The 24,993-nt window shown below is 68.7% G+C and carries 22 protein-coding genes; 15 read left to right on the forward strand and 7 right to left on the reverse strand.

The window, feature by feature from the left end:
- The first annotated feature begins 6 nt into the window (after window positions 1-6).
- Window positions 7-729 (forward strand): adenosylcobinamide-GDP ribazoletransferase, encoded by a 723-nt coding sequence (locus tag AC1DTF_RS04625; protein WP_477473216.1) that lies wholly within the window; start codon window positions 7-9, stop codon window positions 727-729.
- A 9-nt stretch (window positions 730-738) separates the two neighbouring features.
- Complete coding sequence (locus tag AC1DTF_RS04630; RefSeq protein WP_477473217.1) at window positions 739-2,139, forward strand: protein adenylyltransferase SelO; 1,401 nt, start codon at window positions 739-741, stop codon at window positions 2,137-2,139.
- Window positions 2,140-2,143: 4 nt separating this feature from the next.
- Here the strand turns inward: AC1DTF_RS04630 and AC1DTF_RS04635 are convergent, their stop codons facing one another.
- A complete protein-coding gene (locus tag AC1DTF_RS04635; protein WP_057166678.1) occupies window positions 2,144-3,250 on the reverse strand; it encodes a branched-chain amino acid aminotransferase in 1,107 nt (368 codons plus the stop codon).
- Between the two features lie 23 nt (window positions 3,251-3,273).
- On the reverse strand, window positions 3,274-4,371 hold the full coding sequence (gene gcvT, locus AC1DTF_RS04640; protein ID WP_477473218.1) for a glycine cleavage system aminomethyltransferase GcvT: 1,098 nt from the start codon (window positions 4,369-4,371) through the stop codon (window positions 3,274-3,276).
- 43 nt (window positions 4,372-4,414) lie between these two features.
- Between gcvT and AC1DTF_RS04645 the strand changes: the two genes are divergently transcribed.
- Together AC1DTF_RS04645 and AC1DTF_RS04650 are read left to right on the forward strand one after the other, a co-directional pair.
- Window positions 4,415-5,491, forward strand: a complete 1,077-nt coding sequence (locus tag AC1DTF_RS04645; protein ID WP_057166680.1) for an adenylate/guanylate cyclase domain-containing protein — start codon at window positions 4,415-4,417, stop codon at window positions 5,489-5,491.
- A 14-nt stretch (window positions 5,492-5,505) separates the two neighbouring features.
- Window positions 5,506-7,020: a leucyl aminopeptidase gene (locus AC1DTF_RS04650; RefSeq protein ID WP_477473219.1), complete on the forward strand. Its 1,515-nt coding sequence runs from the start codon at window positions 5,506-5,508 to the stop codon at window positions 7,018-7,020.
- On the opposite strand, the gene AC1DTF_RS04655 is transcribed toward AC1DTF_RS04650, so the two are convergent.
- Both AC1DTF_RS04655 and AC1DTF_RS04660 read right to left on the reverse strand, forming a co-directional pair.
- Complete coding sequence (locus tag AC1DTF_RS04655) at window positions 7,017-8,783, reverse strand: SDR family oxidoreductase (RefSeq protein WP_477473220.1); 1,767 nt, start codon at window positions 8,781-8,783, stop codon at window positions 7,017-7,019. The two genes, AC1DTF_RS04650 and AC1DTF_RS04655, sit on opposite strands and share 4 nt — an antisense overlap.
- A gap of 2 nt (window positions 8,784-8,785) precedes the next feature.
- The gene (locus tag AC1DTF_RS04660) at window positions 8,786-9,142 is read right to left on the reverse strand and encodes a hypothetical protein (RefSeq protein WP_057166683.1); all 357 of its coding nucleotides are present in this window, start codon (window positions 9,140-9,142) and stop codon (window positions 8,786-8,788) included.
- Window positions 9,143-9,286: 144 nt separating this feature from the next.
- On the opposite strand from AC1DTF_RS04660, the gene sucB reads away from it, so the two are divergent.
- The 6 genes from sucB (at window position 9,287) to AC1DTF_RS04690 (ending at window position 16,243) form a co-directional block, all read left to right on the forward strand.
- Entirely contained in the window at window positions 9,287-11,062 is a 1,776-nt protein-coding gene (sucB, locus tag AC1DTF_RS04665; RefSeq protein WP_477473221.1) for a 2-oxoglutarate dehydrogenase, E2 component, dihydrolipoamide succinyltransferase, read from the forward strand.
- 12 nt (window positions 11,063-11,074) lie between these two features.
- Complete coding sequence (locus AC1DTF_RS04670) at window positions 11,075-11,977, forward strand: TIGR01777 family oxidoreductase (protein ID WP_057166685.1); 903 nt, start codon at window positions 11,075-11,077, stop codon at window positions 11,975-11,977.
- Window positions 11,978-11,987: 10 nt separating this feature from the next.
- Window positions 11,988-12,650, forward strand: coding sequence for a lipoyl(octanoyl) transferase LipB (gene lipB / locus AC1DTF_RS04675; RefSeq protein WP_477473222.1), 663 nt, complete (start codon window positions 11,988-11,990; stop codon window positions 12,648-12,650).
- Window positions 12,647-13,591, forward strand: a complete 945-nt coding sequence (lipA, locus tag AC1DTF_RS04680) for a lipoyl synthase (protein ID WP_477473223.1) — start codon at window positions 12,647-12,649, stop codon at window positions 13,589-13,591. Before lipB ends, lipA begins: the two co-directional genes overlap by 4 nt.
- A gap of 4 nt (window positions 13,592-13,595) precedes the next feature.
- Window positions 13,596-14,348, forward strand: a complete 753-nt coding sequence (locus tag AC1DTF_RS04685; protein WP_057169829.1) for a DUF4191 domain-containing protein — start codon at window positions 13,596-13,598, stop codon at window positions 14,346-14,348.
- Between the two features lie 83 nt (window positions 14,349-14,431).
- On the forward strand, window positions 14,432-16,243 hold the full coding sequence (locus tag AC1DTF_RS04690) for an amidohydrolase (RefSeq protein ID WP_477473224.1): 1,812 nt from the start codon (window positions 14,432-14,434) through the stop codon (window positions 16,241-16,243).
- A 13-nt stretch (window positions 16,244-16,256) separates the two neighbouring features.
- Here AC1DTF_RS04690 and AC1DTF_RS04695 read toward each other — a convergent pair whose 3' ends face one another.
- The gene (locus AC1DTF_RS04695; RefSeq protein ID WP_477473225.1) at window positions 16,257-16,733 is read right to left on the reverse strand and encodes an RDD family protein; all 477 of its coding nucleotides are present in this window, start codon (window positions 16,731-16,733) and stop codon (window positions 16,257-16,259) included.
- A gap of 117 nt (window positions 16,734-16,850) precedes the next feature.
- On the opposite strand from AC1DTF_RS04695, the gene glnA reads away from it, so the two are divergent.
- The 4 genes from glnA (at window position 16,851) to AC1DTF_RS04715 (ending at window position 19,506) form a co-directional block, all read left to right on the forward strand.
- Window positions 16,851-18,287 (forward strand): type I glutamate--ammonia ligase, encoded by a 1,437-nt coding sequence (gene glnA / locus AC1DTF_RS04700; protein WP_477473226.1) that lies wholly within the window; start codon window positions 16,851-16,853, stop codon window positions 18,285-18,287.
- Window positions 18,288-18,407: 120 nt separating this feature from the next.
- Complete coding sequence (locus tag AC1DTF_RS04705; protein WP_477473227.1) at window positions 18,408-18,611, forward strand: hypothetical protein; 204 nt, start codon at window positions 18,408-18,410, stop codon at window positions 18,609-18,611.
- 19 nt (window positions 18,612-18,630) lie between these two features.
- Window positions 18,631-19,056: a DoxX family protein gene (locus tag AC1DTF_RS04710; RefSeq protein ID WP_477473228.1), complete on the forward strand. Its 426-nt coding sequence runs from the start codon at window positions 18,631-18,633 to the stop codon at window positions 19,054-19,056.
- Window positions 19,057-19,089: 33 nt separating this feature from the next.
- Complete coding sequence (locus tag AC1DTF_RS04715) at window positions 19,090-19,506, forward strand: DoxX family protein (protein WP_477473229.1); 417 nt, start codon at window positions 19,090-19,092, stop codon at window positions 19,504-19,506.
- Here AC1DTF_RS04715 and AC1DTF_RS04720 read toward each other — a convergent pair.
- Both AC1DTF_RS04720 and AC1DTF_RS04725 read right to left on the reverse strand, forming a co-directional pair.
- Entirely contained in the window at window positions 19,503-20,132 is a 630-nt protein-coding gene (locus AC1DTF_RS04720; RefSeq protein ID WP_057169823.1) for a PaaI family thioesterase, read from the reverse strand. The two genes, AC1DTF_RS04715 and AC1DTF_RS04720, sit on opposite strands and share 4 nt — an antisense overlap.
- A 165-nt stretch (window positions 20,133-20,297) precedes the next feature.
- Window positions 20,298-20,807 carry a hypothetical protein gene (locus AC1DTF_RS04725; protein WP_477473230.1) on the reverse strand — a complete coding sequence of 170 codons (510 nt, stop codon included), beginning with the start codon at window positions 20,805-20,807 and terminating at the stop codon, window positions 20,298-20,300.
- On the opposite strand from AC1DTF_RS04725, the gene AC1DTF_RS04730 reads away from it, so the two are divergent.
- Complete coding sequence (locus AC1DTF_RS04730; RefSeq protein ID WP_477473231.1) at window positions 20,797-24,993, forward strand: Ig-like domain-containing protein; 4,197 nt, start codon at window positions 20,797-20,799, stop codon at window positions 24,991-24,993. The two genes, AC1DTF_RS04725 and AC1DTF_RS04730, sit on opposite strands and share 11 nt — an antisense overlap.

The following is a 24,993-nucleotide window of genomic DNA, read 5'->3' on the forward strand; positions in this document are numbered from 1 at the left end:
ACCACGATGATGGGCTCGCTCGCTTCGGCTTTCGCGTTCGGCACGGTGCTCCCGGTGCGATCGTCGACACCGTTCGGGCGCGGCGCGCTGACCGCGCTGCCGGTGGTCGGCGCGGTGCTGGGCGCCGCGGCCGCCGCGCTGGCCTGGGCGGGCGGGCAGCTGTTCGGGACGGGGGCGCTGGCCGGCGTGCTGGCGGTTGCGGCGCTGCTGCTGCTCACCCGCGGCCTGCACATCGACGGCCTGTCGGACACGGTGGACGGGCTGGGTTGTTACGGCCCGCCCGAGCGGGCGCTGGCCGTGATGCGCGACGGGACCGCAGGACCGTTCGGGGTCGCCGCCGTCGTCATCGCAATCCTGGTGCAGGGCTTGACCTTCGGCATGCTGGAGCCCGCCGCGGTGGTGGTGGCGGTAGTCGCGGGCCGGGTCGCGGTGGTGCTGACCTGTCGTCGCTCGGTGCCGGCGGCGCCGGGCAGCACGCTGGGCACGATGGTGGCAGCCTCCCAGCCGGTCTGGGTGGTGGCCGCCTGGACCGTGCTGCTGGCCGCCGCTGCCGCCTTCGCCACCCCGCGACCGTGGCAGGGTCCGCTGGTGGTGCTGGTGACGCTGGGCCTGTGTGCGGCGCTGGTCGGCCACTGCGTGCGCCGGTTCGGTGGCATCACCGGCGATGTGCTCGGCGCATCCGTCGAGGTCACGACGACGCTGACGGCGCTGGGGCTGGCCATCAACTAGCGTCGAGAGATGACCACCTCGACCCTCTCGCTGGGCAACCGCTTCGCCACCGAGCTTCCCGAGCTGGCGATCAGCTGGCAGGCGCAGAATCCGCCGCAGCCCACTCTGCTGCTGCTCAACGAACCCCTGGCCCGCGAGCTGGGGCTGGACCCGGACTGGCTGCGCACCCCTGCCGGTATCGGTCTGCTCACCGGCACCACGCTGCCCGCGTCGGCGACACCGGTGGCCCAGGTCTATGCCGGTCATCAGTTCGGCGGGCTGCAGCCGCGCCTGGGTGACGGCCGGGCGCTGCTGCTCGGCGAGTTCGACGACGGCCGGGACCTGCACCTCAAGGGGTCGGGGCGGACCCCGCTGGCCCGCGGCGGTGACGGTCTGGCGGCGATCGGCCCGATGGTGCGCGAGTACCTGATCAGCGAGGCGATGCACGCCCTGGGCATTCCCACCACCCGCGCGCTGGCGGTGGTGGCCACCGGTGCGACAGTGCACCGTGAGACCCCGCTGCCCGGCGCGGTGCTGGCCCGGGTGGCCGCCAGTCATCTGCGGGTCGGCAGTTTCCAGTACGCCGCGGGCACCGGGGACATGCACCTGTTGCGCCGGCTCGCCGACCACGCGATCGCCCGCCACCACCCCGGCTGCGCCGACGCCGCCAACCCGTACCTGGCGTTGTTCGACGCGGTGATCTCCGTGCAGGCCGCACTGGTGGCCCGCTGGATGCTGGTCGGGTTCATCCACGGCGTGATGAACACCGACAACGTCACCATCTCCGGTGAGACCATCGACTACGGGCCGTGCGCGTTCATGGACACCTTCGACCCGGCCACGGTGTTCAGCTCGATCGACAGCTGGGGCCGCTACGCCTACGGCAATCAGCCCGCGATCACCGGCTGGAATCTGGCCCGGTTCGCCGAGACGCTGCTCCCCTTGATCGACGACGACGCCGATACCGCCATCGAACTCGCCACCACCGCGCTCGGCGAGTTCGCCCCGCGCTACCAGGCGGCGTGGCGCGCCGGGATGCGCACCAAACTCGGCCTGCCCGAAGGCTTCACCGATGACGCTCTGATCGACGAGCTACCCGCGCTGCTGGAGGAACACCGCACGGATCACACCTCGTTCTTCCGCGGGTTGGCGCGCGGCGACATGCCGCTCGGCTTCATGGCCTGGGTGAAGCGCTGGCGTGCGCACTCCCCGGATACCGCGTCGATGGATGCGGCGAACCCGGTCTACATCCCGCGCAACCATCTGGTCGAGGAGGCGTTGGCCGCCGCGACCGCAGGTGATGTCGGACCGGCACACGAGTTGCTGGACGCGATCGGGGATCCGTTCACCGAGCGCCCCGGCCTGCAGCGCTACGCCCTGCCCGCAGCGGAGGACTTCGCCGCCGGTTACCGTACCTTCTGCGGCACCTGAAGGCTCAGTTCAGCCGGGCCATCCAGCCGTGCGTGTCGGCGAAGGTGCCGCGCTGGATCCCGGTCAGGGTGTCGCGCAGGGCCATGGTGATCTCGCCGGGCTGACCGTCGGCGATGGTGAACTCGCCCTCGCGGTGCTTGACGTGTGACACCGGGGTGATGACGGCGGCGGTCCCGCACGCGAACACCTCGGTGATCTCGCCCGCGGTCGCCTTCTTCTGCCATTCGTCGACGTCGATCTTGCGTTCCTCGATGGCGAAACCGGCGTCGGTGGCCAACTGCAGCAACGAGTTCCGCGTGATACCGGGCAGCAGCGAACCGGACAGCTCCGGGGTGACCAGGCGGGCCGATCCCCCGCTGCCGAAGACGAAGAACAGGTTCATCCCGCCCATCTCCTCGACATAGCGGCGCTCGATCGCGTCCAGCCACACCACCTGATCGCACCCCTGCTCGGAGGCCTGCGCCTGGGCCAGCAGCGAGGCCGCGTAATTGCCACCGAACTTCGCCGCGCCGGTGCCGCCCGGGGATGCCCGCACGTACTCGTTGGACAGCCACACGCTGACCGGCTTGATGCCGCCCTTGAAGTACGCCCCGGCGGGTGAGCCGATGACCAGGTAGCGGTACTCCTCGGAGGGCCGCACGCCCAGACCGGGCTCGGTGGCGATGACGAAGGGACGCAGGTACAGCGACTCCTCGCCGCCCGCGGCCGGCACCCACTGCTCGTCGACCGCGATGAGCTGGCGCAGCGACTCCAGGAACAACTCGGTGGGAAGTTCGGGGATGGCCAGCCGGTGCGCCGAGGTCTGCAGCCGGGCGGCATTGGCCTCCGGCCGGAACGACACGATGGAACCGTCGGCCCACCGGTAGGCCTTCAGGCCCTCGAAGATCTCCTGCGCGTAATGCAGCACGATCGCCGACGGATCCAGCTCGATGGGGCCGTACGGCAGCACCTGGGCGTCGTGCCAGCCCTTCGCGGTGGTGTAGCTCAGCGACACCATGTGGTCGGTGTGGAACCGGCCGAAACCCGGGTCGGCGAGGATGCCGGCTCGTACTTCATCGCTTGCCGGAGACGTGTTGCGGGCAAGCTTGAATTCGAGGGGGCCGTCGGTCATACCGCGATTGTATCGCTGCAGCGCTACCGAGTTTTCGCGGCTACGAACGGGGTCTTGACCACTTCACACTCCAGGGCCCGGCCGCGCACGTCGACGGTCACGGTCGCGCCGTCCTCGATCCCGGCGGCGGTGTCGATCAGCGCCAGCGCGATGCCGACCTTCAGTGTGGGAGAGAAGGTTCCCGAGGTGGTCACCCCGATCGGTTGGTCACCGGCCAGCACCGTCAGATCCGCCCGCAGCACTCCCCTGCCCAGCGCCTTCAGTCCACGCAGCAACCGCACCGGCCCGGCCTGCTTCTCGGCGAGCAACGCGTCGCGGCCCCAGAACGCGTCCTTCTTCCAGGCCACCGCCCAACCGGTGCGGGCCTGCAGCGGCGAGATGTCCAGTGACAGCTCGTGGCCGTGCAGGGGGTAACCCATCTCGGTGCGCAGCGTGTCGCGGGCGCCCAGGCCGGCCGGCTCGCCGCCCGCCGCGCGCACGGCCTCGACCAGGACGTCGAACACCGCGCCGGCGCGATCCCATTCCGGCAGCAGCTCGAATCCGTGTTCACCGGTGTAGCCGGTGCGGCACACCCGGGTGGGCACCCCGGCCACTTCACCGTCGGCGTATCCCATGTAGTCCATCGTGGTGGGCAGCCCCAGCCCGGCGACGATCTCGGCCGCCTTGGGCCCCTGCACCGCCAGCACCGCATAGGAGCGGTGCTCATCGGTGATGGTCAGGTCTTCGGGTGCGTGGCGCTGCAATTCGGCGACGACGGCGGCCGTGTTGGCGGCGTTGGGCACCAGGAAGATCTCGTCGTCGGACACGTAGTAGGCGATCAGGTCGTCGATCACCCCACCGGATTCGTTGCAGCACAACGTGTACTGCGCCTTGCCCGGTCCGATGCGGTTGAGGTCGTTGGTGAGCGCGCTGTTGACATAGGCGGCCGCACCCGGGCCCTTCACCAGGGCCTTACCCAGGTGACTCACGTCGAACAGGCCGACGGTGTTGCGGGTGGCGGTGTGCTCGGCGACCGTGCCCGCGTACGACACCGGCATCAGCCAGCCACCGAATTCGGCGAAGGTGGCGCCCAGTGCGCGGTGTTGATCTTCCAGCGGGCCGTGCAGCAGGTTGTCACTCACGAACTCACCCTAATGGTGCTACCAGTGCTGTCACACTGACCCGGTGGTGGACTTCGACGCGCTGCAGGCCGCCGGGATCGCCGATGCGCACGGCCGGGCGGCCCTGATCGAATACCTGGCCGGGCTCGGCTTCAGCGCCGAGGAGATGGTCGACGCCGAACAGCGCGGACGGCTGTTCGGGCTCGCCGGTGACGCCGTCCAGCTGACCGGACCGCCGATTCACAGCCTGACCACCGCGGCGCACGCCCTGGGACTCCCGGTCGCCGAGGTCGGGCGGGCCTGGGCGGCGCTCGGTCTCACCGTCGCCGGGCCCGACGAGTTCGTGCTCAGCCAGGCCGATGTGGACGGTTTGGCCACCTGGGCCGACATGCGCGGGCCGCTCGGCGATGAGGCGGCCACCGCCCTGTTGCGGGTGGTGGGATCCGGGATGGCGCGGCTCTCGGAGGCGGTCGCCTCGATGATCCGCGCGAACACCCCGGACATCCAGATCGAGCAGTCCCACGACGAGTTCCGCACCGCCAGGGCCTACCGGGTCGCCGCCGAGTTCGTGCCACGCCTCGGCGCGCTGATGGACGCCGTGCACCGCCATCACCTGCGGACCACCCGGATGTACTTCGAGCAGGTGGCCCGCGAGGATCCCGCGACGGTGGTGTGCGGCGTCGGATTCGCCGACCTGTCCGGTTTCACGTCGCTGACCCGGACGCTGAGCATCCCCGAACTGACGGCCCTGCTCAACGAATTCAGCGCCGCCGCAGCCGATGTCATCCATTCCCTCGGCGGCCGGCTGGTCAAGTTCATCGGCGATGAGGTGATGTGGGTGGCACCGACACCCGAGCAGCTGGTGCGGGTCGCCGAGGACATCGTCGGGCATCCGCGCGCGGCCGAAACCGGTCTGCTGATCCGGGCCGGGCTGGACTACGGCACGGTGCTGACCTTCGGCGGGGATTACTTCGGCAATCCGGTGAACCGCGCGGCCCGGCTGGTGGCCGCCGCGACGCCGGGGCAGATCCTGGTCTCGGAGTCCGTCCACGAACTGTCGCCCGGCCGTGCGACCGCCGCCGCGGCACCGCTACGGCTGAAGGGGTTCGACGAGCCGGTCAACGCATACGCGTTGATCTGATTAGGGTTGGTCGGATGAGCAGCGCACCCGGATACCAGGCCCCCACCGTCACCGTCAGCTCGTCCCTGCCCGGCAGGGGGATCGGCGACGCCGTGCTCGTCGTACCGGTGGTCACCGGCGATGCCGGTCCGACCGTCCTGGGCGTCGCTGGCGTGCTGAATGCCGACGCCATCGCGGCGATCGAGTCCGGTGTGCAGGCGCTCAATGGGACCGGCGGCGAGGGTCAACTGCACCGACTGGTGGTCGATGCCCTGCCGGTGGCCAGCGTGCTGACCGTCGGTCTGGGCGATGCGGCCGACGAATGGCCGGCCGACACGATCCGCCGTGCCGCGGGTGCCGCGGCGCGCTCGCTGGACAAGGTCGGCACCGTCGTCACCGCGCTGTCCACCCTGGACCTGGAAGCCGCCATCGAGGGGCTGATCCTCGGGGGCTACCGGTTCACCGACTTCCGCAGCGACAAGACCGCGCCCAAGGACAAGGGCCTGACCAAGATCGTCGCGCTGGCAGCCGACGCGAAGGCCGCCACCAAGGCGGCAGCCGCCCGTGCCGTCGACGTGGCCTCCGCCGTCGCGACCGCCCGCAATTTCGTGAACACCCCGCCCAGCCACCTGTTCCCGGCCGAGTTCGCCAAGCAGGCAAAGGCATTGGGCGAATCGGTCGGCCTGGTGGTCGAGGTGCTCGATGACAAGGCACTGATCAAGGCCGGTTACGGCGGCATCGTCGGCGTGGGCCAGGGCTCGTCCCGGCTCCCGCGGCTGGTGCGGCTGACCTACAAGGGCGCCAAGCGGGGCGGCAAGCGGGTCGCGCTGGTCGGCAAGGGCATCACCTTCGACACCGGCGGCATCTCCATCAAGCCCGCCGCCAACATGCACCACATGACCTCCGACATGGGTGGCGCGGCCGCCGTCATCGCCACGGTGGTGCTGGCCGCCAAGCAGAAGCTGCCCATCGACGTCATCGCCACCGTGCCGATGGCCGAGAACATGCCTTCCTCCACCGCGCAGCGGCCCGGCGATGTGCTGACCCAGTACGGCGGGATCACCGTCGAGGTGCTCAACACCGACGCCGAGGGCCGCCTCATCCTGGCCGACGCGATCGTGCGGGCCTGCGAGGACGACCCCGACTACCTCATCGAGACCTCGACGCTGACCGGTGCGCAGACCGTGGCGCTGGGCTCGCGCACCCCGGGCGTGATGGGCAGCGACGAGTTCCGCGACCGGGTGGCCACCCTGTCGCAGTCGGTCGGCGAGAACGGCTGGGCGATGCCGCTGCCCGAGGAACTGAAGGACGACCTGAAGTCGACGGTCGCCGATCTGGCCAATGTCAGTTCCTCGCGCTTCGCCGGCATGCTCGTCGCCGGGGTGTACCTGCGCGAGTTCGTCGCCGATGACGTGCAGTGGGCGCATATCGACATCGCCGCCCCCGCATACAACACCGGCGGGCCGTGGGGTTACACCCCCAAGGGCGGCACCGGTGTGCCGACCCGGACCATGTTCGCGGTCCTCGAGGACATCGCCGCGAACGGCTAGCCCAGGTTGGTGCGCGCGGTGCTGCGCATCACCTGCGGCAGCGCATGCGCCACCCCGTAGACCAGGTAGGCCTCCGGGGTCACCGGACGGATGGGCTTGTTCTTCTGCACCGCCGACACGATGGCCTTGGCCACCTTCTCGGGTCCGTAGCGGCGCAGGGCGAAACCCTTCTTGATCTGTGCCCGTAGCGGTTCCACCCCGGCCTGCTTGTGGGTGGGCACATCGAAGCGGGTGCCGTCGATGATGTTTGTGTCGATGACGCCCGGGCATACCGTCGTGAGCCCGATCCCGGCCGGATCCAGCTCGGCACGCAGGCAGTCGGAGAACATGAACACCGCGGCCTTGCTGGTCGCATAGGCGTTCATCACCTGGGTCGGCGAGTACGCGGCCATCGACGCCACGTTGACGATGTGCCCGCCGGTGCCGCGTTCGACCATCCGCGTCCCGAAGGCCCTACAGCAGTTGACGACTCCGCCGAAGTTGATGTCCAGCACCCGGTCGTACTGGTCGGCCGGGGTGTCCAGGAACAGCCCGGCATGCCCGACACCGGCGTTGTTCACCAGCACATCGGGCACCCCGTGCGCGGTGCAGACCTGCTCGGCGAACCTGTTGACGGCCTCGGCGTCGGCCACGTCGAGCCGGTAGGCGTGGGCGGTCCCGCCGCCGGCGGTGATTTCGGCGACCGTCGCGGCCGCGGCACCCTCACTGATGTCGCTCACCACGATTTCGGCGCCCAGGGCGGCGAAGGCCAGGGCGGTGGCGTGCCCGATACCGCTGCCGGCGCCGGTCACCGACACCAGCTGATCGCCGAACGGCGCACGCTCGACGCCGACCTCGGCCCGCGCGAGCTCGCGCCCGGCCGGGGCGCCGCCGAGGTGGTCGACGAATTCGGTGACGGCCCGGGCCAGCGGGCCCGGATGCGACATCGGCGCCCAGTGCCCGGCGACCAGGTCCCGGCGCCACAGCCGGGGCACCCAGTTCGGGATGTCGGCGTAGGCGTAGGGCCGGACGTAGGGGTCCCTGGTGTTCACGATCAGCTGAACCGGGACGTCGACGCGATGGTCGGGGCGAGCGTGCCGCAGACCGTGGAAGAAGTTGGCCCGGTACACCTTGACGCCGTTGACCGCATCACCGACGAACGACTCGGAATGGTGGATGGCCTCGGGCGCGATGCCGTCCTTGAGCAGCCGCCGCCGCATACCGCCGCGCGCGAACGCGATCCGGACGGCCGCGGGCGCCAGCACCGGTGTGGAGAACGCACCCATGTAGGACAACCGGGCGAGTTGACCGAGCCCGTGCACGAATCGGCGCAGCCGGTAGGGCCGTTTGAGTCCATCGACGATGAAGCGGTTGATGTGGTCGCTGCTGGGGCCGGAGACCGAGGTGAACGACGCCACCACGTCGGCCGCACCGGGGCGCGCCAGGTACTCCCATACCCCGACCGAACCCCAGTCGTGCGCCAGCACGTGCACCGGCGCACCCGGGTTGACCGCCGCTGTCACCGCGGCGAAATCGTCGGCGAAACGGGCCATGGTGTAGCGCGAATGATGTTTGGGCGCCGTCGATTTCCCGGTACCTCGGTTGTCGTAGCGGATCACCCGGAAGCGTTCGGAAAGCAACGGCACCACGCTGTCCCACAGCACGTGGGAGTCCGGCCAGCCGTGCACCAGCACCACCGTCGGGCCGTCGGGGTTGCCCTGTTCGAAGACCGCGATGCGGGTCCCGTCGGCACTGTCGACGAACCGTTCGGTGGTGTCGGTCATGGCTACCTTTCGAGGTCTTTGCGCATCGCACGGTCGCGCTCGATGCGGCGACGCGCATCGTAATCGCGCATGCGCTGCGGGTAGCCCACTTTCTGCACGTCGTAGACCGGGATGTCGAGTTGCTTGCTCAATCGGTGTGCCCCGGCGTCCCCGCCGGTGCGCCGCCTGGTCCATTCCCCGTCGGCGGCCACCAGTACGACGGTGACCTCGGTGACGACGGTCTGAGGTTCCACGAAGGCCTCCACCCCGGTGTGCGTGGCAACCCAGTCGCGGAGGTACGCCAAGTCGGCAGAAGCTTGTTTTCGGGTCTGTGCTCGCGATCCGCTGCGCGGACGCCGCCACCTGTCGAACAGTCCCAACTGGGGTTACTCCTCTCGGACGCCTTCTTCGATGGTGCCAGAGCATCGACTCGACGGTCCGCGACGACCGCGCGCGACGGACGTGACAGGATAGAAGGGCATTTCATACGACACGTGACGATGACTTTCGAGGAGTCAAAACCCATGGCAATCTCCGTCCAGATGCCCGCACTCGGTGAGAGCGTCACCGAGGGGACCGTCACGCGATGGCTTAAGCAGGAGGGCGACACCGTCGCCGTCGACGAACCCCTGCTTGAGGTCAGTACCGACAAGGTCGACACCGAGATCCCGTCGCCCATCGCCGGTGTGCTCACCAAGATCATCGCGGCCGAGGATGACGTCGTCGAGGTCGGTGGCGATCTCGCGCTGATCGGCGAGGAGGGCGAGTCGGTCGACTCCGGCGACTCCGCCCCCGCCGAAGAAGCCGAGCCCGAGCCCGAGCCCGAGCCCGAGCCCGCGGCCGAGCCGGAGCCTGCCGCCGAAGAAGAGGCGCCCGCCGAAGAGGCCGAGCCCGAGCCCGCCAAGCCTGCCGCCTCCGGTGGCGGCGATGCCACCTCGATCACCATGCCCGAACTCGGTGAGTCCGTCACCGAGGGCACCGTCACCCGCTGGCTGAAGAAGGTCGGCGACGAGGTCGCCGTCGACGAGCCGCTGGTCGAGGTGTCCACCGACAAGGTCGACACCGAGATCCCGTCGCYGGTCGCCGGCACGCTGCTCTCGATCACCGCCGAGGAAGACGACGTCGTCCCGGTCGGTGGTGAGCTCGCCAAGATCGGTTCGGCCGACGCCGCGCCGGCAAGCGAGCCCGAGCCGGAGCCGGCCCCCAAGGAAGAGCCGAAGGAAGAGCCCAAGCCCGAGCCGAAGGCCGAGTCCAAGCCGGAACCCAAGCCCGAACCGAAGGCCGAGCCCAAGCCCGAGCCGAAGCCGGAACCCAAGCCCGCGGCAGCCCCGGCCGCCGAGAGCGCACCCGCCGGTGACGGTTCCCCCTACGTCACGCCGCTGGTACGCAAGCTGGCCACCGAGAACGGTGTCGACCTCAACTCGGTGAAGGGCACCGGTGTCGGTGGACGCATCCGCAAGCAGGATGTGCTCGCCGCGGCCGACGCCAAGAAGGCGCCCGCCGCCGCCGCTCCTGCTGCTTCCGCGCCCGCGGCCGCTGCCCCGTCGAAGCCCGYCGCCGCTCCCGCGCTGGCGCACCTGCGCGGCACCACCCAGAAGGCCAACCGGATCCGGCAGATCACCGCGAAGAAGACCCGCGAGAGCCTGCAGACCACGGCCCAGCTGACCCAGACCCACGAGGTCGACCTGACCAAGATCGTGGCACTGCGGGCCAAGGCCAAGGCCAGCTTCGCCGAGCGTGAGGGCGTCAACCTGACGTTCCTGCCGTTCTTCGCCGTGGCCGTCGTCGACGCGCTCAAGGCACACCCGAACGTGAACGCCAGCTACAACGAGGACAGCAAGGAGATCACCTACTACGACGCCGAGCACCTCGGCTTCGCGGTGGACACCGAGCAGGGTCTGCTCTCCCCCGTCGTGCACAACGCCGGTGACCTCTCCCTCGGCGGGCTGGCCCGCGCGATCGCCGATATCGCTGCCCGCGCGCGCTCGGGCAACCTGAAGCCCGACGAGCTCTCCGGTGGCACCTTCACCATCACCAACATCGGCAGCCAGGGCGCGCTGTTCGACACGCCGATCCTGGTCCCGCCGCAGGCGGCGATGCTGGGCACCGGCGCGATCGTCAAGCGTCCGCGGGTCGTCGTGGACGGCAACGGCAACGAGTCGATCGGTGTGCGTTCGGTGGCCTACCTGCCGCTGACCTACGACCACCGCCTGATCGACGGCGCCGACGCCGGCCGCTTCCTCACCACCGTCAAGCGTCGTCTCGAAGAGGGCGCATTCGAGGCCGACCTGGGCTTGTAGCCGGTGGCGAGCATGGTCGTCGCCATCGCGGGATCCTCGGGTCTGATCGGCTCTGCGCTGACCACGGCGCTGCGCACCGCCGATCACCGGGTGATCCGCATCGTGCGCCGGCGTCCGTCGAACGCCGACGAGGTGTTCTGGAATCCGGACACCGGTGAGTTCGATGTCGGCGAGCTGGCCGGCGTGGATGTCGTGGTGAACCTGTGCGGCGTCAACGTCGGCGCCAAGCGGTGGTCGGGCGCGTTCAAGCAGAGCCTGCGCGACAGCCGGATCGAGCCCACCGAGGTGCTGGCCGCCGCCGTCGCCGAAGCCGGTGTGCCGCTTCTGATCAACGCCAGCGCGGTCGGTTTCTACGGCGACACCCGCAACCGGGTGGTGGACGAGAGCACCCCGCACGGCGCGGGTTTCCTGGCCCAGTTGTGCGTGGACTGGGAGGCGGCCACCGCGGCCGCCTCCGAGGCCGGTGCGCGGGTGGTGCTGCTGCGCACCGGGCTGGTGCTGTCACCCAGCGGCGGCATGCTCAACCGGCTGCGTCCGCTGTTCGGGTTGGGCCTGGGGGCCCGGCTCGGCGATGGGCGGCAGTACTTTCCGTGGATCAGCCTGGAGGACCAGGTGCGAGCGATGCTGTTCGCCATCTCGCACACCGCGCTGGCCGGGCCGGTCAATCTCACCGGGCCGGCACCGGTCACCAACGGGGAGTTCACCTCCGCGCTCGGTCGCGCCCTGCACCGGCCGACCCCGATGATCGTGCCCGGCTTCGCGTTGCGGGCCGTGCTCGGCGAGTTCGCCGACGAGGGTCTGCTCGGCGGGCAGCGCGCCATCCCGGCCGCACTGGAGCAGGCCGGTTTCGTGTTCCATCACAAGACGGTCGGCGAGGCGCTGGCCTACGTCACCGCGGGCGCGCCGCCCGCGTAGCGTTGTGGTCATGGATTCCATCCGGTCGTCCCCGGCGCCGTTGCAGGTCAAGCTGTTGGGCACCGTCGATTACCGCGAGGCCTGGCAGCTGCAGCGCGAGATCGCCGAGGAGCGGGTGGCCGGTGGTCCGGACACCCTGCTGCTGCTGGAGCACCCGCCCGTCTACACCGCGGGCAAGCGCACCCTGCCCGAGGAACGTCCCGTCGACGGGGTACCGGTGGTCGACACCGACCGCGGCGGCAAGATCACCTGGCACGGCCCCGGCCAGCTCGTCGGCTACCCCATCATCGGGCTGACCGAGCCGCTCGATGTGGTGAATTTCGTTCGGCGCCTTGAGGAAGCACTCCTCACGGTGTGCGCGGACTTCGGGGTGGACGCCGGCCGGGTCGAGGGACGCTCGGGGGTGTGGGTGCCGGGACAACCCCCGCGCAAGGTCGGCGCGATCGGCATCCGGGTGGCGCGCGGGGTGACCCAGCACGGGTTCGCCCTGAACTGCGACTGCGACCTGGGCGCGTTCGGCGGCATCATCCCGTGCGGCATCTCCGATGCCGGGGTGACCTCGCTGACTGCTGAACTGGGCCGAGATGTCGGAGTGAAAGATGTCACGACCGCGGTCGCCGACGCCGTCTCCGGTGCTCTGGACGGACAGATCCGCGTAGCATTGACCCGGTGAGTGTCGTCCCCGAAGGCCGTAAGTTACTGCGCCTTGAGGTGCGCAACGCCGAGACCCCGATCGAGCGCAAGCCGCCGTGGATCAAGACCAAGCTGCGCACCGGACCGGAGTACACCGAACTCAAGTCGCTGGTGAAGCGCGAGGGTCTGCACACCGTGTGCGAAGAGGCCGGCTGCCCCAACATCTACGAATGCTGGGAGGACCGCGAGGCCACCTTCCTCATTGGTGGCGAGCAGTGCACGCGGCGCTGCGACTTCTGCCAGATCGACACCGGCAAGCCCGCCGAGCTCGACCGTGACGAACCGCGCCGGGTCGCCGAGAGCGTGCAGGCCATGGGGCTGCGCTACTCGACGGTGACCGGTGTGGCCCGCGACGACCTGCCCGACGGCGGCGCCTGGCTCTACGCCGAGACGGTCCGCCAGATCCACGCGCTCAACCCGAACACCGGCGTGGAGCTGCTAGCCCCGGACTTCAACGGGGTCCCTGCACTGCTCGAAGAGGTCTTCGAGTCGCGCCCGGAGGTGTTCGCGCACAACGTCGAGACCGTGCCGCGCATCTTCAAGCGGATCCGGCCTGCTTTCCGCTACCAGCGCAGCCTCGATGTCATCACCGCCGCCCGCGACTTCGGTCTGGTCACCAAGAGCAACCTCATCCTGGGCATGGGCGAGACACCCGAAGAGGTGCGCACCGCGCTGGTCGACCTGCACTCCGCGGGCTGCGACATCGTCACCATCACCCAGTACCTGCGCCCGTCACCGCGGCATCACCCGGTGGACCGGTGGGTGCATCCCGACGAGTTCGTGGAGTTCACGACGTTCGCCGAGAACGTCGGATTCGCCGGGGTGCTGGCCGGTCCGCTGGTCCGGTCGTCCTACCGGGCGGGCCGGCTCTACGAGCAGGCGGCACGGGTTCGGGCAACCGCCACCCCACCCGTATCCTGATCCAATGGCGAAATCGCGTAACCCCGCCCAGACCAAGGCCGCCAAGGCCGAGGCGAAGGCCGCCCGCAAGGCGGCCTCCAAGCAGCGGCGCAGTCAGCTCTGGCAGGCATTCCAGATCCAGCGCAAAGAGGACAAGCGCCTGCTGCCCTACATGGTGGGCGCCTTCGTCATCATCGTCGCGGCGTCGGTGGCGCTGGGCATCGTCGCCGGTGGCTTCACCACCTATCTGCTGATCCCGCTCGGCGTGATCCTGGGCGCCCTGGTGGCGTTCATCATCTTCGGCCGCCGCGCGCAGAAGTCGGTGTACAAGAAGGCCGAGGGCCAGACCGGCGCGGCGGCGTGGGCGCTGGACAATCTGCGCGGCAAGTGGCGGGTCACTCCGGGCGTCGCGGCCACCGGGCACTTCGATGCGGTACACCGGGTGATCGGCCGACCGGGGGTGCTGCTCATCGGTGAAGGCGCGGCGTCCCGCGTCAAACCGCTGCTGGCCCAGGAGAAGAAGCGCACCGCGCGCCTGGTCGGCGATGTCCCGATCTACGACATCGTCGTCGGCAACGGCGAGGGTGAGGTCCCGCTGGCCAAGCTGGAGCGTCACCTCAACAAGCTCCCGGCCAATATCACCGTCAAGCAGATCGACTCCCTGGAGTCCCGTCTGGTGGCGCTGGGCTCCAAGATCGGCCCGGCCGCCATGCCGAAGGGCCCGATGCCGGGCAACGCCAAGATGCGCGGCGTGCAGCGCACCGTGCGTCGCAAATAGTCGCAAACGCAAACATTCGGCGACTGCCCGTCATCGGCGGTGCCGGATTGCTTAGATGTCTCGCATGACATCTGGGCGGGTGCATGTGCACCGCATGTGACTGGGCACCGCATTTCGCCGCACTGAATCTGACCTCGAACCGCCGCACGTTGCTGCGCGCCGCCACCGTGGTGTTGGCGGCGACGGCGGCCGGGACGCTCGCGGCATGTGCCGCTGATCAGGAGCCGGCGCCTGCTACGGGGCACGGGCCATTCGCGGACTTCGTGTTCCACAACGGCCCGATCTATACCGTCGCCGGCACCGATCCCTGGGCGCAGGGCCTGGCCGTCACCGGCAACACCATCTCCTATGTCGGCGACGAGGCCGGCGCCATGGCGCTGGCCGGTCCGGACACCCGCGTGGTGGATCTCGACGGCAAGCTGCTGATGCCCGGCTTTGTCGAAGGCCACATCCACCCGTTCCTCGGCGCGTTCCTGACCTCCGGCGTCGACCTGCAGGTGCCCACCGGCGCCGACGCGCTGGCCGCGATCGAGCGCTATGCCGCCGAGAACCCGGACGGTCCGGTGCGTGGATTCGGTTGGCGGGTGGACATGTTCGGGCCCGATGGACCCACCCGCACCGACCTGGACCGCGTCCTGCGGGACCGGCCCGGGTTCTTCTTCGCCATCGACGGTCACAGCCTGTGGGCGAACAGCAAGGCCCTCGAGATCGCCGGCGTCAGCCGTACCACCCAGGATCCGATCCCCGGATTCAGCTACTACGCCCGCGACCAGGACGGTGAACCGACCGGCTACGTACTGGAGGTCAATGCGGTCCTCGGGTTGGTCAACGCCATCGAGCCGATCTCGCCGGAGACGATGGGCACCCTGCTGCGGGGCTGGCTGCCCAAGGCGTCCGAGGCCGGGATCACGTCGGTGTTCGACGCCGGCGTGCCACCCATCGGTGACGACCACGGCGCGCTGATACAGCTCTACACCGACCGCGAGGCCGACGGCACGTTGCCGTTCCGCGTCGTCGCGTCCTACAGCGTGAAGTCCCCGCCGGTCGACACCGCCGTGGCCGATCTCACCGGCATCCGCGACCGGATCTCGACCGACCTGGTGCAGGTCGGCGCGGTGAAGATCATCGGCGACGGCACGCAGGGCGGGTACACCGCCTGGCTGCTGGAACCCTATGCGGACAAGCCGGATTCGATCGGCGCGTCACCCTTCACCGTCGACCAGTGGCAGCAACTGATCGGGTCAGTCGACGCCGCCGGCTTCGACGTGCACGTCCATGCCTGCGGCGAGCGCACCGCGCGCACCGCGTTGGACGCGATCGAGGCGGCCGTCGCAGCGAATCCACCGCGCGAGCGCAGGCACACCATCGCCCACCTGGTCTACGTCGAGGATCCCGACAGCGCGCGCTTCGGTGAGCTCGGTGTCATCGCGCAGTTCTCCGCGAACTGGATGTCGGCCGATCCCGACACCGTCACCAACATGGCCGCCCGCTACGGCGTGCCACGCCAGGACAACTTCTACCGGATCCAGGACGTGCTGCGCTCCGGTGGGCGGGTGTCGCTGGGCACCGACTGGCCGGCCGCCGGATACTTCTCCACCTACAAGCCGCTCGACTCGATCCAGATCGGGGTGACCCGCCGGCTGATCGGCGATCCGGACGCCGAGGTGCTCTCGCCGGCCGATCAGCGGATGACCGTGCAGCAGGCGGTGCACGCCAACACCCTGGGCGCGGCGTATCAGATCCGGCTGGACGCCCTGGCGGGCTCACTGGAAGCCGGTAAGCGCGCCGACCTGATCGTGCTGGACCGCAACATCCTGGAGATCGACCCGCACGATATTCATCGCACAAACGTCACGATGACGATGATGGACGGCAAGATCCGCCAGGAACGCTAAGGGTGCTTTCCGCTCATCGCCGCACCACGGCGGTCTTGGTGGCCAGATCGGACAGGCTGCGCTGATCACTGTCGGTGAACAGCGGCGGGATCACCAGCGCCACCAGCACACCGCGGGCCAGCGCACGACCGATCCCGACATGTTGGCGGTTGTCTGCAGACACCACCATCAACCCGAGGGCCATCTGGCCGGGTGTGAACCCGAACAACCGCACCGATGCCGCGCCCAGGATCAGCCAGATGACCAGGACAGCGGTGGACAGCGTCTGCAGCGACAGCAGCCCCAGGCTCATCGCGAGCGCGGCCAGACCGTACGCGATCAACCAGTCGACCAGCAGCGCAGCGGTCCGTCGCCCGAATCCGGCGATCGACCCCGACCCGTGCCGGGGTAGCCCCAGCCGGTGTCCGGGGTACTCGTCGGGCCCGTCGGCGGGGTTGCCCGACCTTGAAGGTTCCGGTCCGGACAACCAGGATGAGAGCTCACGGGCCATACGACCAAGCATAGAACGCAGGGCATTGCGTAACTTCGACGCAACATATGGTTGATGACCGTGCAACATCGTGTCCATAGCGTCAACGCGCGGGTCACCAGAAAAGGAGAACTTGTAGTGGCGGAAAAGACCTCCGATGACATCTTCAAGCTGATCAAGGACGAGAACGTCGAGTACGTCGACATTCGGTTCTGCGATCTGCCCGGTGTCGTCCAGCACTTCTCGATCCCGGCAGCGGCATTCGACGAGAGCGTGTTCGAGGATGGGCTGGCCTTCGACGGCTCCTCGGTGCGCGGCTTCCAGTCGATCCACGAGTCGGACATGATGTTGCTGCCCGATCCCAACACGGCACGCATCGACCCGTTCCGGGCGGCCAAGACGCTGAACCTCAGCTTCTTCGTGCACGATCCGTTCACCCGGGAGGCGTATTCGCGCGACCCGCGCAACGTCGCCCGCAAGGCGGAGAACTACCTGACCAGCACCGGCATCGCCGACACCTGTTACTTCGGCGCCGAGGCCGAGTTCTACATCTTCGACTCGGTGAGCTTCGACTCGAAGATCAACGGCACCTTCTACGAGGTCGACTCCGAGTCGGGCTGGTGGAACAGCGGCGAGCCCTACGAGGCCGACGGCTCCCCCAACCGCGGTTACAAGGTGCGCCCCAAGGGCGGCTACTTCCCCGTCGCGCCGTACGACCACTATGTGGATCTGCGTGACGAGATGGCCACCAACCTGCAGAACGCGGGCTTCATCCTGGAGCGCGGCCACCACGAGGTCGGCACCGCCGGCCAGGCCGAGATCAACTACAAATTCGACACGCTGCTGGCCGCAGCCGACGATGTGAATTTGTTCAAGTACATCATCAAGAACACCGCGTGGCAGAACGGCAAGACCGTCACCTTCATGCCCAAGCCGCTGTTCGGTGACAACGGTTCGGGTATGCACGCCCATCAGTCGCTGTGGAAGGACGGCAAGCCGCTGTTCCACGACGAGTCGGGTTACGCGGGTCTGTCGGACATGGCGCGCCACTACATCGGCGGCATCCTGCACCACGCGCCGTCGCTGCTGGCGTTCACCAACCCCACGGTGAACTCCTACAAGCGCCTGGTGCCGGGCTACGAGGCCCCGATCAACCTGGTGTACAGCCAGCGCAACCGCTCGGCCTGCGTGCGTATCCCGATCACCGGCAACAACCCGAAGGCCAAGCGCCTCGAGTTCCGTTGCCCGGACAGCTCGGGCAACCCGTACCTGGCGTTCGCGGCCATGCTGATGGCCGGCATCGACGGCATCAAGAAGAAGATCGAGCCGCTCGCACCGGTCGACAAGGACCTCTACGAGCTGCCGCCGGACGAGGCCGCCAACATCCCGCAGGCCCCGACCTCGCTGGCCGCGGTGATCGACAAGCTCGAAGAGGATCACGAATACCTCACCGAGGGTGGCGTGTTCACCGAGGACCTGATCGAGACCTGGATCTCCTACAAGCGTGAGAACGAGATCCTGCCGATCCAGATCCGTCCTCACCCGTACGAGTTCAGCCTGTACTACGACGTGTAAGTCGTAGGTCTGCACGAAACGACGCCACCCGGCCGCACTGCGGTCGGGTGGCTTTGTCGTTGACGCGCCCCGTGAGCACATCGGACTTAGACTTTCGCCCTACGGTTGGGAGGGGGCCCGATGACCGATGGATATTGCGGGGGCGGATTCGGCGGCATGAACAGCCGTGAGGAAGAACAATTTCTGCGCCATCACGAAACACGTAAGCAGCGGAAAGAGATCAAGGCCCGCTTCAAGGCCCGGGAGCGCGAGCAGCGGGAACGAGACAAACAACGCAAGCGCGAGGAGACTCAGGAGCGCCAACAACGCGAGCCGTTCCTGTGAACTCGGTAGGTTGGCACCCATGATCAATCTGTCCGCTCGGCTGGACGCGCTGGCGCCATCGATTCTGAGCCTCGTCCGGATCGTGTTCGGGTTCCTGTTCACCGTGTTCGGCACCTCGAAGATCTTCGACTGGCCGCTCACCATGTCCATCCCTGCCGGGTCGTGGCCGGCCTTCTACGCAGGCCTGATCGAGTTGATCGCCGGCGTGCTGATCATGGTCGGGTTGTTCACGCGCGCAGCGGCGTTCATCGCCTCCGGCGCGATGGCCGTCGCTTATTTCTGGCAGCACCAACCGCTGGCCTTGTGGCCGATCGCCCCGCCGGAGTACGGCGGCAACGGCGGACTGGACGCCATCGCGTTCTGTTTCGTCTTCTTCCTGCTGGTCTTTACCGGGCCGGGCCCCTATTCCGTGGACCGATTGCGGACCCGTACCGCCACCAGCTAGACCAAAAACGGACCGTAGTCCTATTATTGCCGGATGGCCTCGCCCAATATCGACACCAAGCTGACGCAGTTCGCGCCCGTCGTCCTCTCGATCTTCCGGATCGTGTTCGGACTGCTCTTCACGCTGCACGGCACCCAGAAGCTGCTCGGCTTCCCGACCGCGATGGAAAGCGGCACGGTGCCGATGGGCACCTGGCCGTACTGGTACGCCGGGGTCATCGAACTGGTGCTCGGTCTGCTGATCCTGACCGGACTGTTCACCCGCATCGCCGCTTTCATCGCCTCCGGTGAGATGGCCTACGCGTACTTCAGCGCGCATCTGCCCAAGGCGTTCTGGCCGATCGACAATGGCGGCGAACCCGCAGTGCTGTTCTGCTTCGGGTTCCTGCTGCTGGTGTTCGTCGGCGGCGGTTCGATCGCGCTCGACAGTGTCCTTCGGCGGCGGAGCTAGACCGCTTCCCGCGCCCACGCGGGCATGATGAAGATGCCTTCGGCCTCGACCGTCACGCCCTCGGCATCCAGGATCTGGCCGCGCGCAAAGGCTTTGATGCCCTCGGTGCGCTCCACCCAGGCCTCGGCGCGCAGCGGGCCGAGCGGCGTGCCGCGCAGGTACTTCAGTGTCAGCGTGCCGGTGAAACGCGGCTTGCGCAGACCTTCACTGGCCACCTCACCGAGAATGTGGTCGAGCACCAGCGCGCAGATGCCGCCGTGCACGCGCCCGGGCGGCCCCTCGTAGGGCGCACCGAGGTGGAATTCGGTCCAGCAGCGCCCGGATTCGGTGTGCTCGATCGCCAGCGGCGGCGCGATCGCATTGCGCAGCCCGATCACCGGGTCGGCCCAGGTGATGGGCCGGCCGGTCTCGGCGTGCCGCATGGTGCGGGGGCCGTCGTGCCGCTGCTCCTCGAGGGTGTCCGCGATCGCCTCCAGCGCCACCTGCGCCCGGCGAATCGTCTCGCTGTCGGCACCGGTGCTGATGCTGGCTTCCACCAGTCGTCGCACCGCGGCCGTCAGCGGTCCGTGCACCGCCTGCTGCCGTTCGTGCTCGTCGGCGCTGATCTCGGAGAACTGCTGGCTCATCAGATGGTTCTATCAGTAGCCGGTCCCCCACCCAAACGCGCCATCGTCTCCGGTCGGGACGTTTTTGTGGTCTACTTCCAGGCAGTGTTGTCGTTGCCGTCAATTGGCCGGCGTCGAGACGGGGGCGTTGGGCGTGAGGGACTCGATGGCAGCGGGTTGTGCCCGTCATGTGGGCCGCGTCGGCGCCCTCGCGGTGGCCCTGGGAATCGGTACGGCCATTGCGGTGCCGGCACCGGCCTGGGCCGAACCCGGCACCGGCGGTTCCGAGACCAGCCAGGCTGACGGCACCGCATCTTCGCCGGACACGACGGCATCCGATGCGACGACATCCGACCCGACGGCCACTGACCCGACGACACCGGAGACCGACACCGCGGCGCCCAGCACCGAACCCGGACCACCGGCCTCCACCGCACCCGAGCGTCCCTCGTTGCGGACCGCGTCGCCGAAGAAGAAGCCCCGCACCGCCATCACGCCACGGCGCACCGCGAAGACCGTGGCCGCACCCGCGCCGCAGCAGGCCGACGAGCCTGCGGCGCCGGCCATGCTGCGCGCCGCCACCCCCGAACCGGACGCCGCCCCGGCGCCGGTCATCGCCGCGGCCACCGCGAGTAGCACTGTCCCCCAAACTGTTCCGAAGCCCACGTTGCCGACGCCGGCGAAGGTGATCGACACCGTGCTGTCCGCGCTGGCCGCGCCGTTCCAGGGCGCCCGGCCCGGCACGACGGTCGAGTTCCCCGGCCTCTGGGTGCTGCTGGCCGCGGCTCGCCGCCAGCTCGGTCTCACCGCCACAACCACGGCGGCCTCCGCCCCGATGGCGCTGTCCGTCGCGGCGGCCACCACCAACATCGCGCCGGTCATCGGCGCACCGGTGCTCGGAGATCCCGACCCGACCACCGGTGCGGTCAGCGGGCAGGTCGTGGCCACCGATCCCGAGGGCGCCCGGCTCACCTACGCGGTACTCACCCGGCCCGTCGAGGGCACCCTGACACTCAGCTCCACCGGCGCGTTCGTCTACACCCCCACCGCGGCCCAGCGTGTCCGGGCCGGGCTGGGCGCCGTTCCCGACGCCGTGTTCACGGTGACGGTGACCGACGGCAAGACACCCAAGGTGACGGCGTCGGTGGCGGTCCCGATCGATCCGACACCGGTCCACCTGCTCGCCCCGGTGTCCACCGGCGGCCGACCGGGCGCGGTGGCCGCGACCAACAACCGTGCGTACCTGCTGAATTCGGCCACCGGCACGGTGACGGTGATCAACACCCTGGACGGCACCGTGGTCTCGATGATCCCGGTCGGCACCAACCCCGTGTCGGTCGTGGTCAAGGCCGACGGCAAGGCGGCCTATGTGGCCGACGCCGCCGGCCGCTCCGTCGCGGTCATCGACACCGCCACCAACACCGTGAAGCGCCAGATCGCGCTCAGCTTCACCCCCACCACGCTGGCAATCAGCCCCTCGGGCGGCGCCGTGTACATCGGCAACGCCACCGGCAAGATGGCCAAACTGAGCACCTCGACCAACCGGATCTCCGCCTGGATCGGCAACACCACCGGCGCGACAGCCCTGGTGGTCAGCCCCGACGGCAGGCGGGTGTACGCGACCACACCCGCGGGCATCGCCGCATACAGCACCTCGTCGTGGACCAACTCGGCGAAACTGCTTGCCGGCACCGTTGATTCGACGGTGCTCGCGGTCAGCCGAGACTCCGCATCCGTTTACACGGTCACCGGCGGAACCCACATCAAGGTGCTCAGCACCGCCAACTTCACCGTCCTCACCGAGTTCGACGTCGCCGAGCCCACCACCGGCGCCGCGGTCAGCAAGGACGGATCACTGCTGTTCCTGACCGCCGCGGACGGTGATCTCGCGGTGTACGACACCACGACCCGCACCCTGCAGACCACGCTGGACACCGGCAACGGCGTCGGTGGGCTCGCCGCCAGCCCCGACGGGATGCAGCTGTACGTGACCGATACCGCCGCAGGCGTACTGCGGGTGATATCGCTGGTGCCCGCCAACCTGCGGCCCGAGGTGACGGCGCCGACCGGCACCGGCAACGCCGTCACCGGTCAGGTCATCGGGTCGACCGGTGTCACCGACGGTGACGACGATCCCCTGACGATCACCGTCCTCACCAAACCCACCAAGGGCACCATCACTTTCCGGCCCGACGGCACCTTCACCTACACCCCCACCGCGGCCGCCCGTCACACCGCGGCCGCCGACACCGCACCGCTGTCCGCGCTCACCGACACGGTCACCATCACCGTCGACGACGGACGGCGCGGTGTGGTCCAGCAGACCATCACCATCGCGGTCGTGCCGGCGAACGTCGCACCCACGGTGAAAGTGACGGTGGGCAAGCCCAATTCGACGACCGGCGTGATCACCGGCACGGTGCAGGCCACCGACGCCAATCGCGACCGCATCTACTTCGACGGCACCACCGCCACCCTGAAGGGCACACTGGTCGTCGGCGCCGACGGCAAGTTCAGCTACACCCCGACCGTCACCGCCCGCCATGCCGCGGCCACCGCGGACCCGACGGCGAAGACCGAGACGTTCACCATCACCGTCGACGACGGGCACGGCGGTGTCCTGGCCGTGCCGGTGACGGTGAACATCAGTCCCCGCAACACCGCACCGACCGCCGCCTCTATTACCGGTCTGGCCACCGACGTCGCCACCGGACGCGTCACCGGACTGCTGAGCGTCACCGACGCCGACCAGGATCCGCTGAACTTCTCCGTGCCCACCGGCCCGGCGCGCGGCACCGTCGTCCTCAACGCCGACGGCACCTTCGGCTACACCCCCACCGCCGGTGCGCGTGCCGCAGGCAACAGCACCGACTCGTTCACCGTGCGGATCGACGACGGGCACGGTGCGACACAGACACTCACGGTGTCGGTGACCGTCGCGGCCTCGACACCGGGCAACGACCTACCCCAGGCGGGCACCATCGCGTACACCGTGAACGCGGTCACCGGTGCGGTCAGCGGTCAGATCCAGGTGACCGACTCGTCCCCGCTGAGCTATCTGCTGGCCTCGGCCACGCCCACCAGCGGCACACTGACCATCAACCCGAGCACCGGCGCCTTCACCTTCACGCCGAACACCGTTGCGCGTTACCGCGCCTGGTTCACCCCGGGCCCCGATTCGCTGAACTTCACCGTGTCGGCGCTCGAGGGTGCGCAGGGAATCCCGGTGGACGTCAGCATCCCGATTTCGGCGGTGCACCCGGACGTCGACGGCACCCTGACCCTCGTCGAGCTGAGGAACCTGGCGTCGACGGGTTATGTCGATGTCGGCAGGAACGCGGCGGGCAAGGTTCGCAACATCGACGGCACCTTCACCGTCGACACCGTGACCGATGCGGCATCGGCGGCCGCCCTGCTGAACCGGATCTCCACGCTGCTCGGCGTGCCCACCGGATTCGCCAAGGCCGGCGAGATCACGGTGTCCACCAATGACTTCGGTACGGTGTCCTACCGGCTGAACCCGACGGTGAACGGGCTACGGGTGCTGGGCAGCGAGCTGGTGCTCACCACCGACAGCACCGGCACGGTCACCAGCCTGATCAGCAACTACGATCCGGCCATCACGACCGTCAACACCGTCCCGATCGGATCGGTGGACCGGGCTTCCAAGGTCATCGACCTGATCAAGGCCGACCTCGTGTCCGACCTCGGCGGCAACCCCAGCCAGGCGACCAAGGACGCCTTCTTCGCGACACTGCACTTCGACACCGAATTGGTGATCTACCACGAGGATCTGAACAACGCGCCCCAGCTGGCCTGGCGGGTGAACGTCACCTCGGCGGCCGACAGCCGCTACCCGTCGATCGGCACCCGGTACATCATCGCCGCGAACGGCGCCAAGCCCGGCACCATCATCAACGAATTCTCCACCGCCCAGCATGCTTTGGCCCCGATACGGTCCTCTGGCACAGACCAGCTGGGCAAGGTGCGCACCGTGACCGCCGCCAACACCGGATCGGCGATCGTGCTGACCGACGTCGGACGCAACATCACCACCTACGCGACCAGGTATCAGAGCACGTGGTCCGGGCTGCCCAGCATCCCCGGTGACGTGGTGGGCTACACCACGAGTTGGCTGCGGTCGGCGGTGTCGGCGCAGTCCAACATGGCCCGGGTCTTCGACTACTACACAACTGTGCTGGGCCGGAACTCGTTCGACGACAACGGCGCCGCGCTCGTGATGAGCATCAACTACAACCCCAGCGGGGCGTCGGCGAGCGGCTGGCGCAACGCCGCCTGGACCGGTTCGGTGATGGTGTTCGGGGACGCCGGCAACACCCAGGCCGCCCTGGACCTGGTCGCCCACGAATACACCCACGCCGTCATCCAGTACATCAACGGCCTGGCCTATCTCGGCGAATCCGGCGCCATGAACGAGTCCTACGCCGACATCATGGGCGCCATCATCGAAAACAAGACCGGGGCCGCCCGCTGGCTTTTCGCCGAGGACGCCGCGGGCAACCCGTACCGCAACATGGAGGACCCGTCGGATTACCGGCAGCCCGAGCACTACGGCGGCCGCTACGTCGACCCGTGCGGCTGCAATGCCGATGACGACTTCGACTATGTGCACAGCAACAGCGGCGTCATGAACTTCGCCGCCTACAAGATGATGGACGCCACCAAGAATCAGGTGTCCGGCGAGCAGTGGGCGCGGGTGTTCTACGACTCGCTGTACCGGCTGCCCTCGACGGCGAAGTTCGTCGACGCCCGGTACGCGATCATCGCCTCGGCGCGGGCCGAAGGGTTCAGCGCCGCCCAGATCGAGGTGATCAAGACGGCTTTCGACTCCGTCGGGATCGTGGCCGACGAGCTGAGCTGA

Source organism: Mycobacterium sp. P4_H6, from assembly GCF_056400845.1.

Coding starts and splice junctions, on each gene's coding strand:
- AC1DTF_RS04625 (WP_477473216.1), top strand. CDS start 7: ATGATGGGCTCGCTCGCTTCGGCTTTCGCGTTCGGCACGGTGCTCCCG.
- AC1DTF_RS04630 (WP_477473217.1), top strand. CDS start 739: ATGACCACCTCGACCCTCTCGCTGGGCAACCGCTTCGCCACCGAGCTT.
- AC1DTF_RS04635 (WP_057166678.1), bottom strand. CDS start 3,250: ATGACCGACGGCCCCCTCGAATTCAAGCTTGCCCGCAACACGTCTCCG.
- AC1DTF_RS04650 (WP_477473219.1), top strand. CDS start 5,506: ATGAGCAGCGCACCCGGATACCAGGCCCCCACCGTCACCGTCAGCTCG.
- AC1DTF_RS04655 (WP_477473220.1), bottom strand. CDS start 8,783: ATGACCGACACCACCGAACGGTTCGTCGACAGTGCCGACGGGACCCGC.
- AC1DTF_RS04670 (WP_057166685.1), top strand. CDS start 11,075: ATGGTCGTCGCCATCGCGGGATCCTCGGGTCTGATCGGCTCTGCGCTG.
- lipB (WP_477473222.1), top strand. CDS start 11,988: ATGGATTCCATCCGGTCGTCCCCGGCGCCGTTGCAGGTCAAGCTGTTG.
- AC1DTF_RS04685 (WP_057169829.1), top strand. CDS start 13,596: ATGGCGAAATCGCGTAACCCCGCCCAGACCAAGGCCGCCAAGGCCGAG.
- AC1DTF_RS04690 (WP_477473224.1), top strand. CDS start 14,432: ATGTGCACCGCATGTGACTGGGCACCGCATTTCGCCGCACTGAATCTG.
- AC1DTF_RS04695 (WP_477473225.1), bottom strand. CDS start 16,733: ATGGCCCGTGAGCTCTCATCCTGGTTGTCCGGACCGGAACCTTCAAGG.
- AC1DTF_RS04705 (WP_477473227.1), top strand. CDS start 18,408: ATGACCGATGGATATTGCGGGGGCGGATTCGGCGGCATGAACAGCCGT.
- AC1DTF_RS04710 (WP_477473228.1), top strand. CDS start 18,631: ATGATCAATCTGTCCGCTCGGCTGGACGCGCTGGCGCCATCGATTCTG.
- AC1DTF_RS04715 (WP_477473229.1), top strand. CDS start 19,090: ATGGCCTCGCCCAATATCGACACCAAGCTGACGCAGTTCGCGCCCGTC.
- AC1DTF_RS04720 (WP_057169823.1), bottom strand. CDS start 20,132: ATGAGCCAGCAGTTCTCCGAGATCAGCGCCGACGAGCACGAACGGCAG.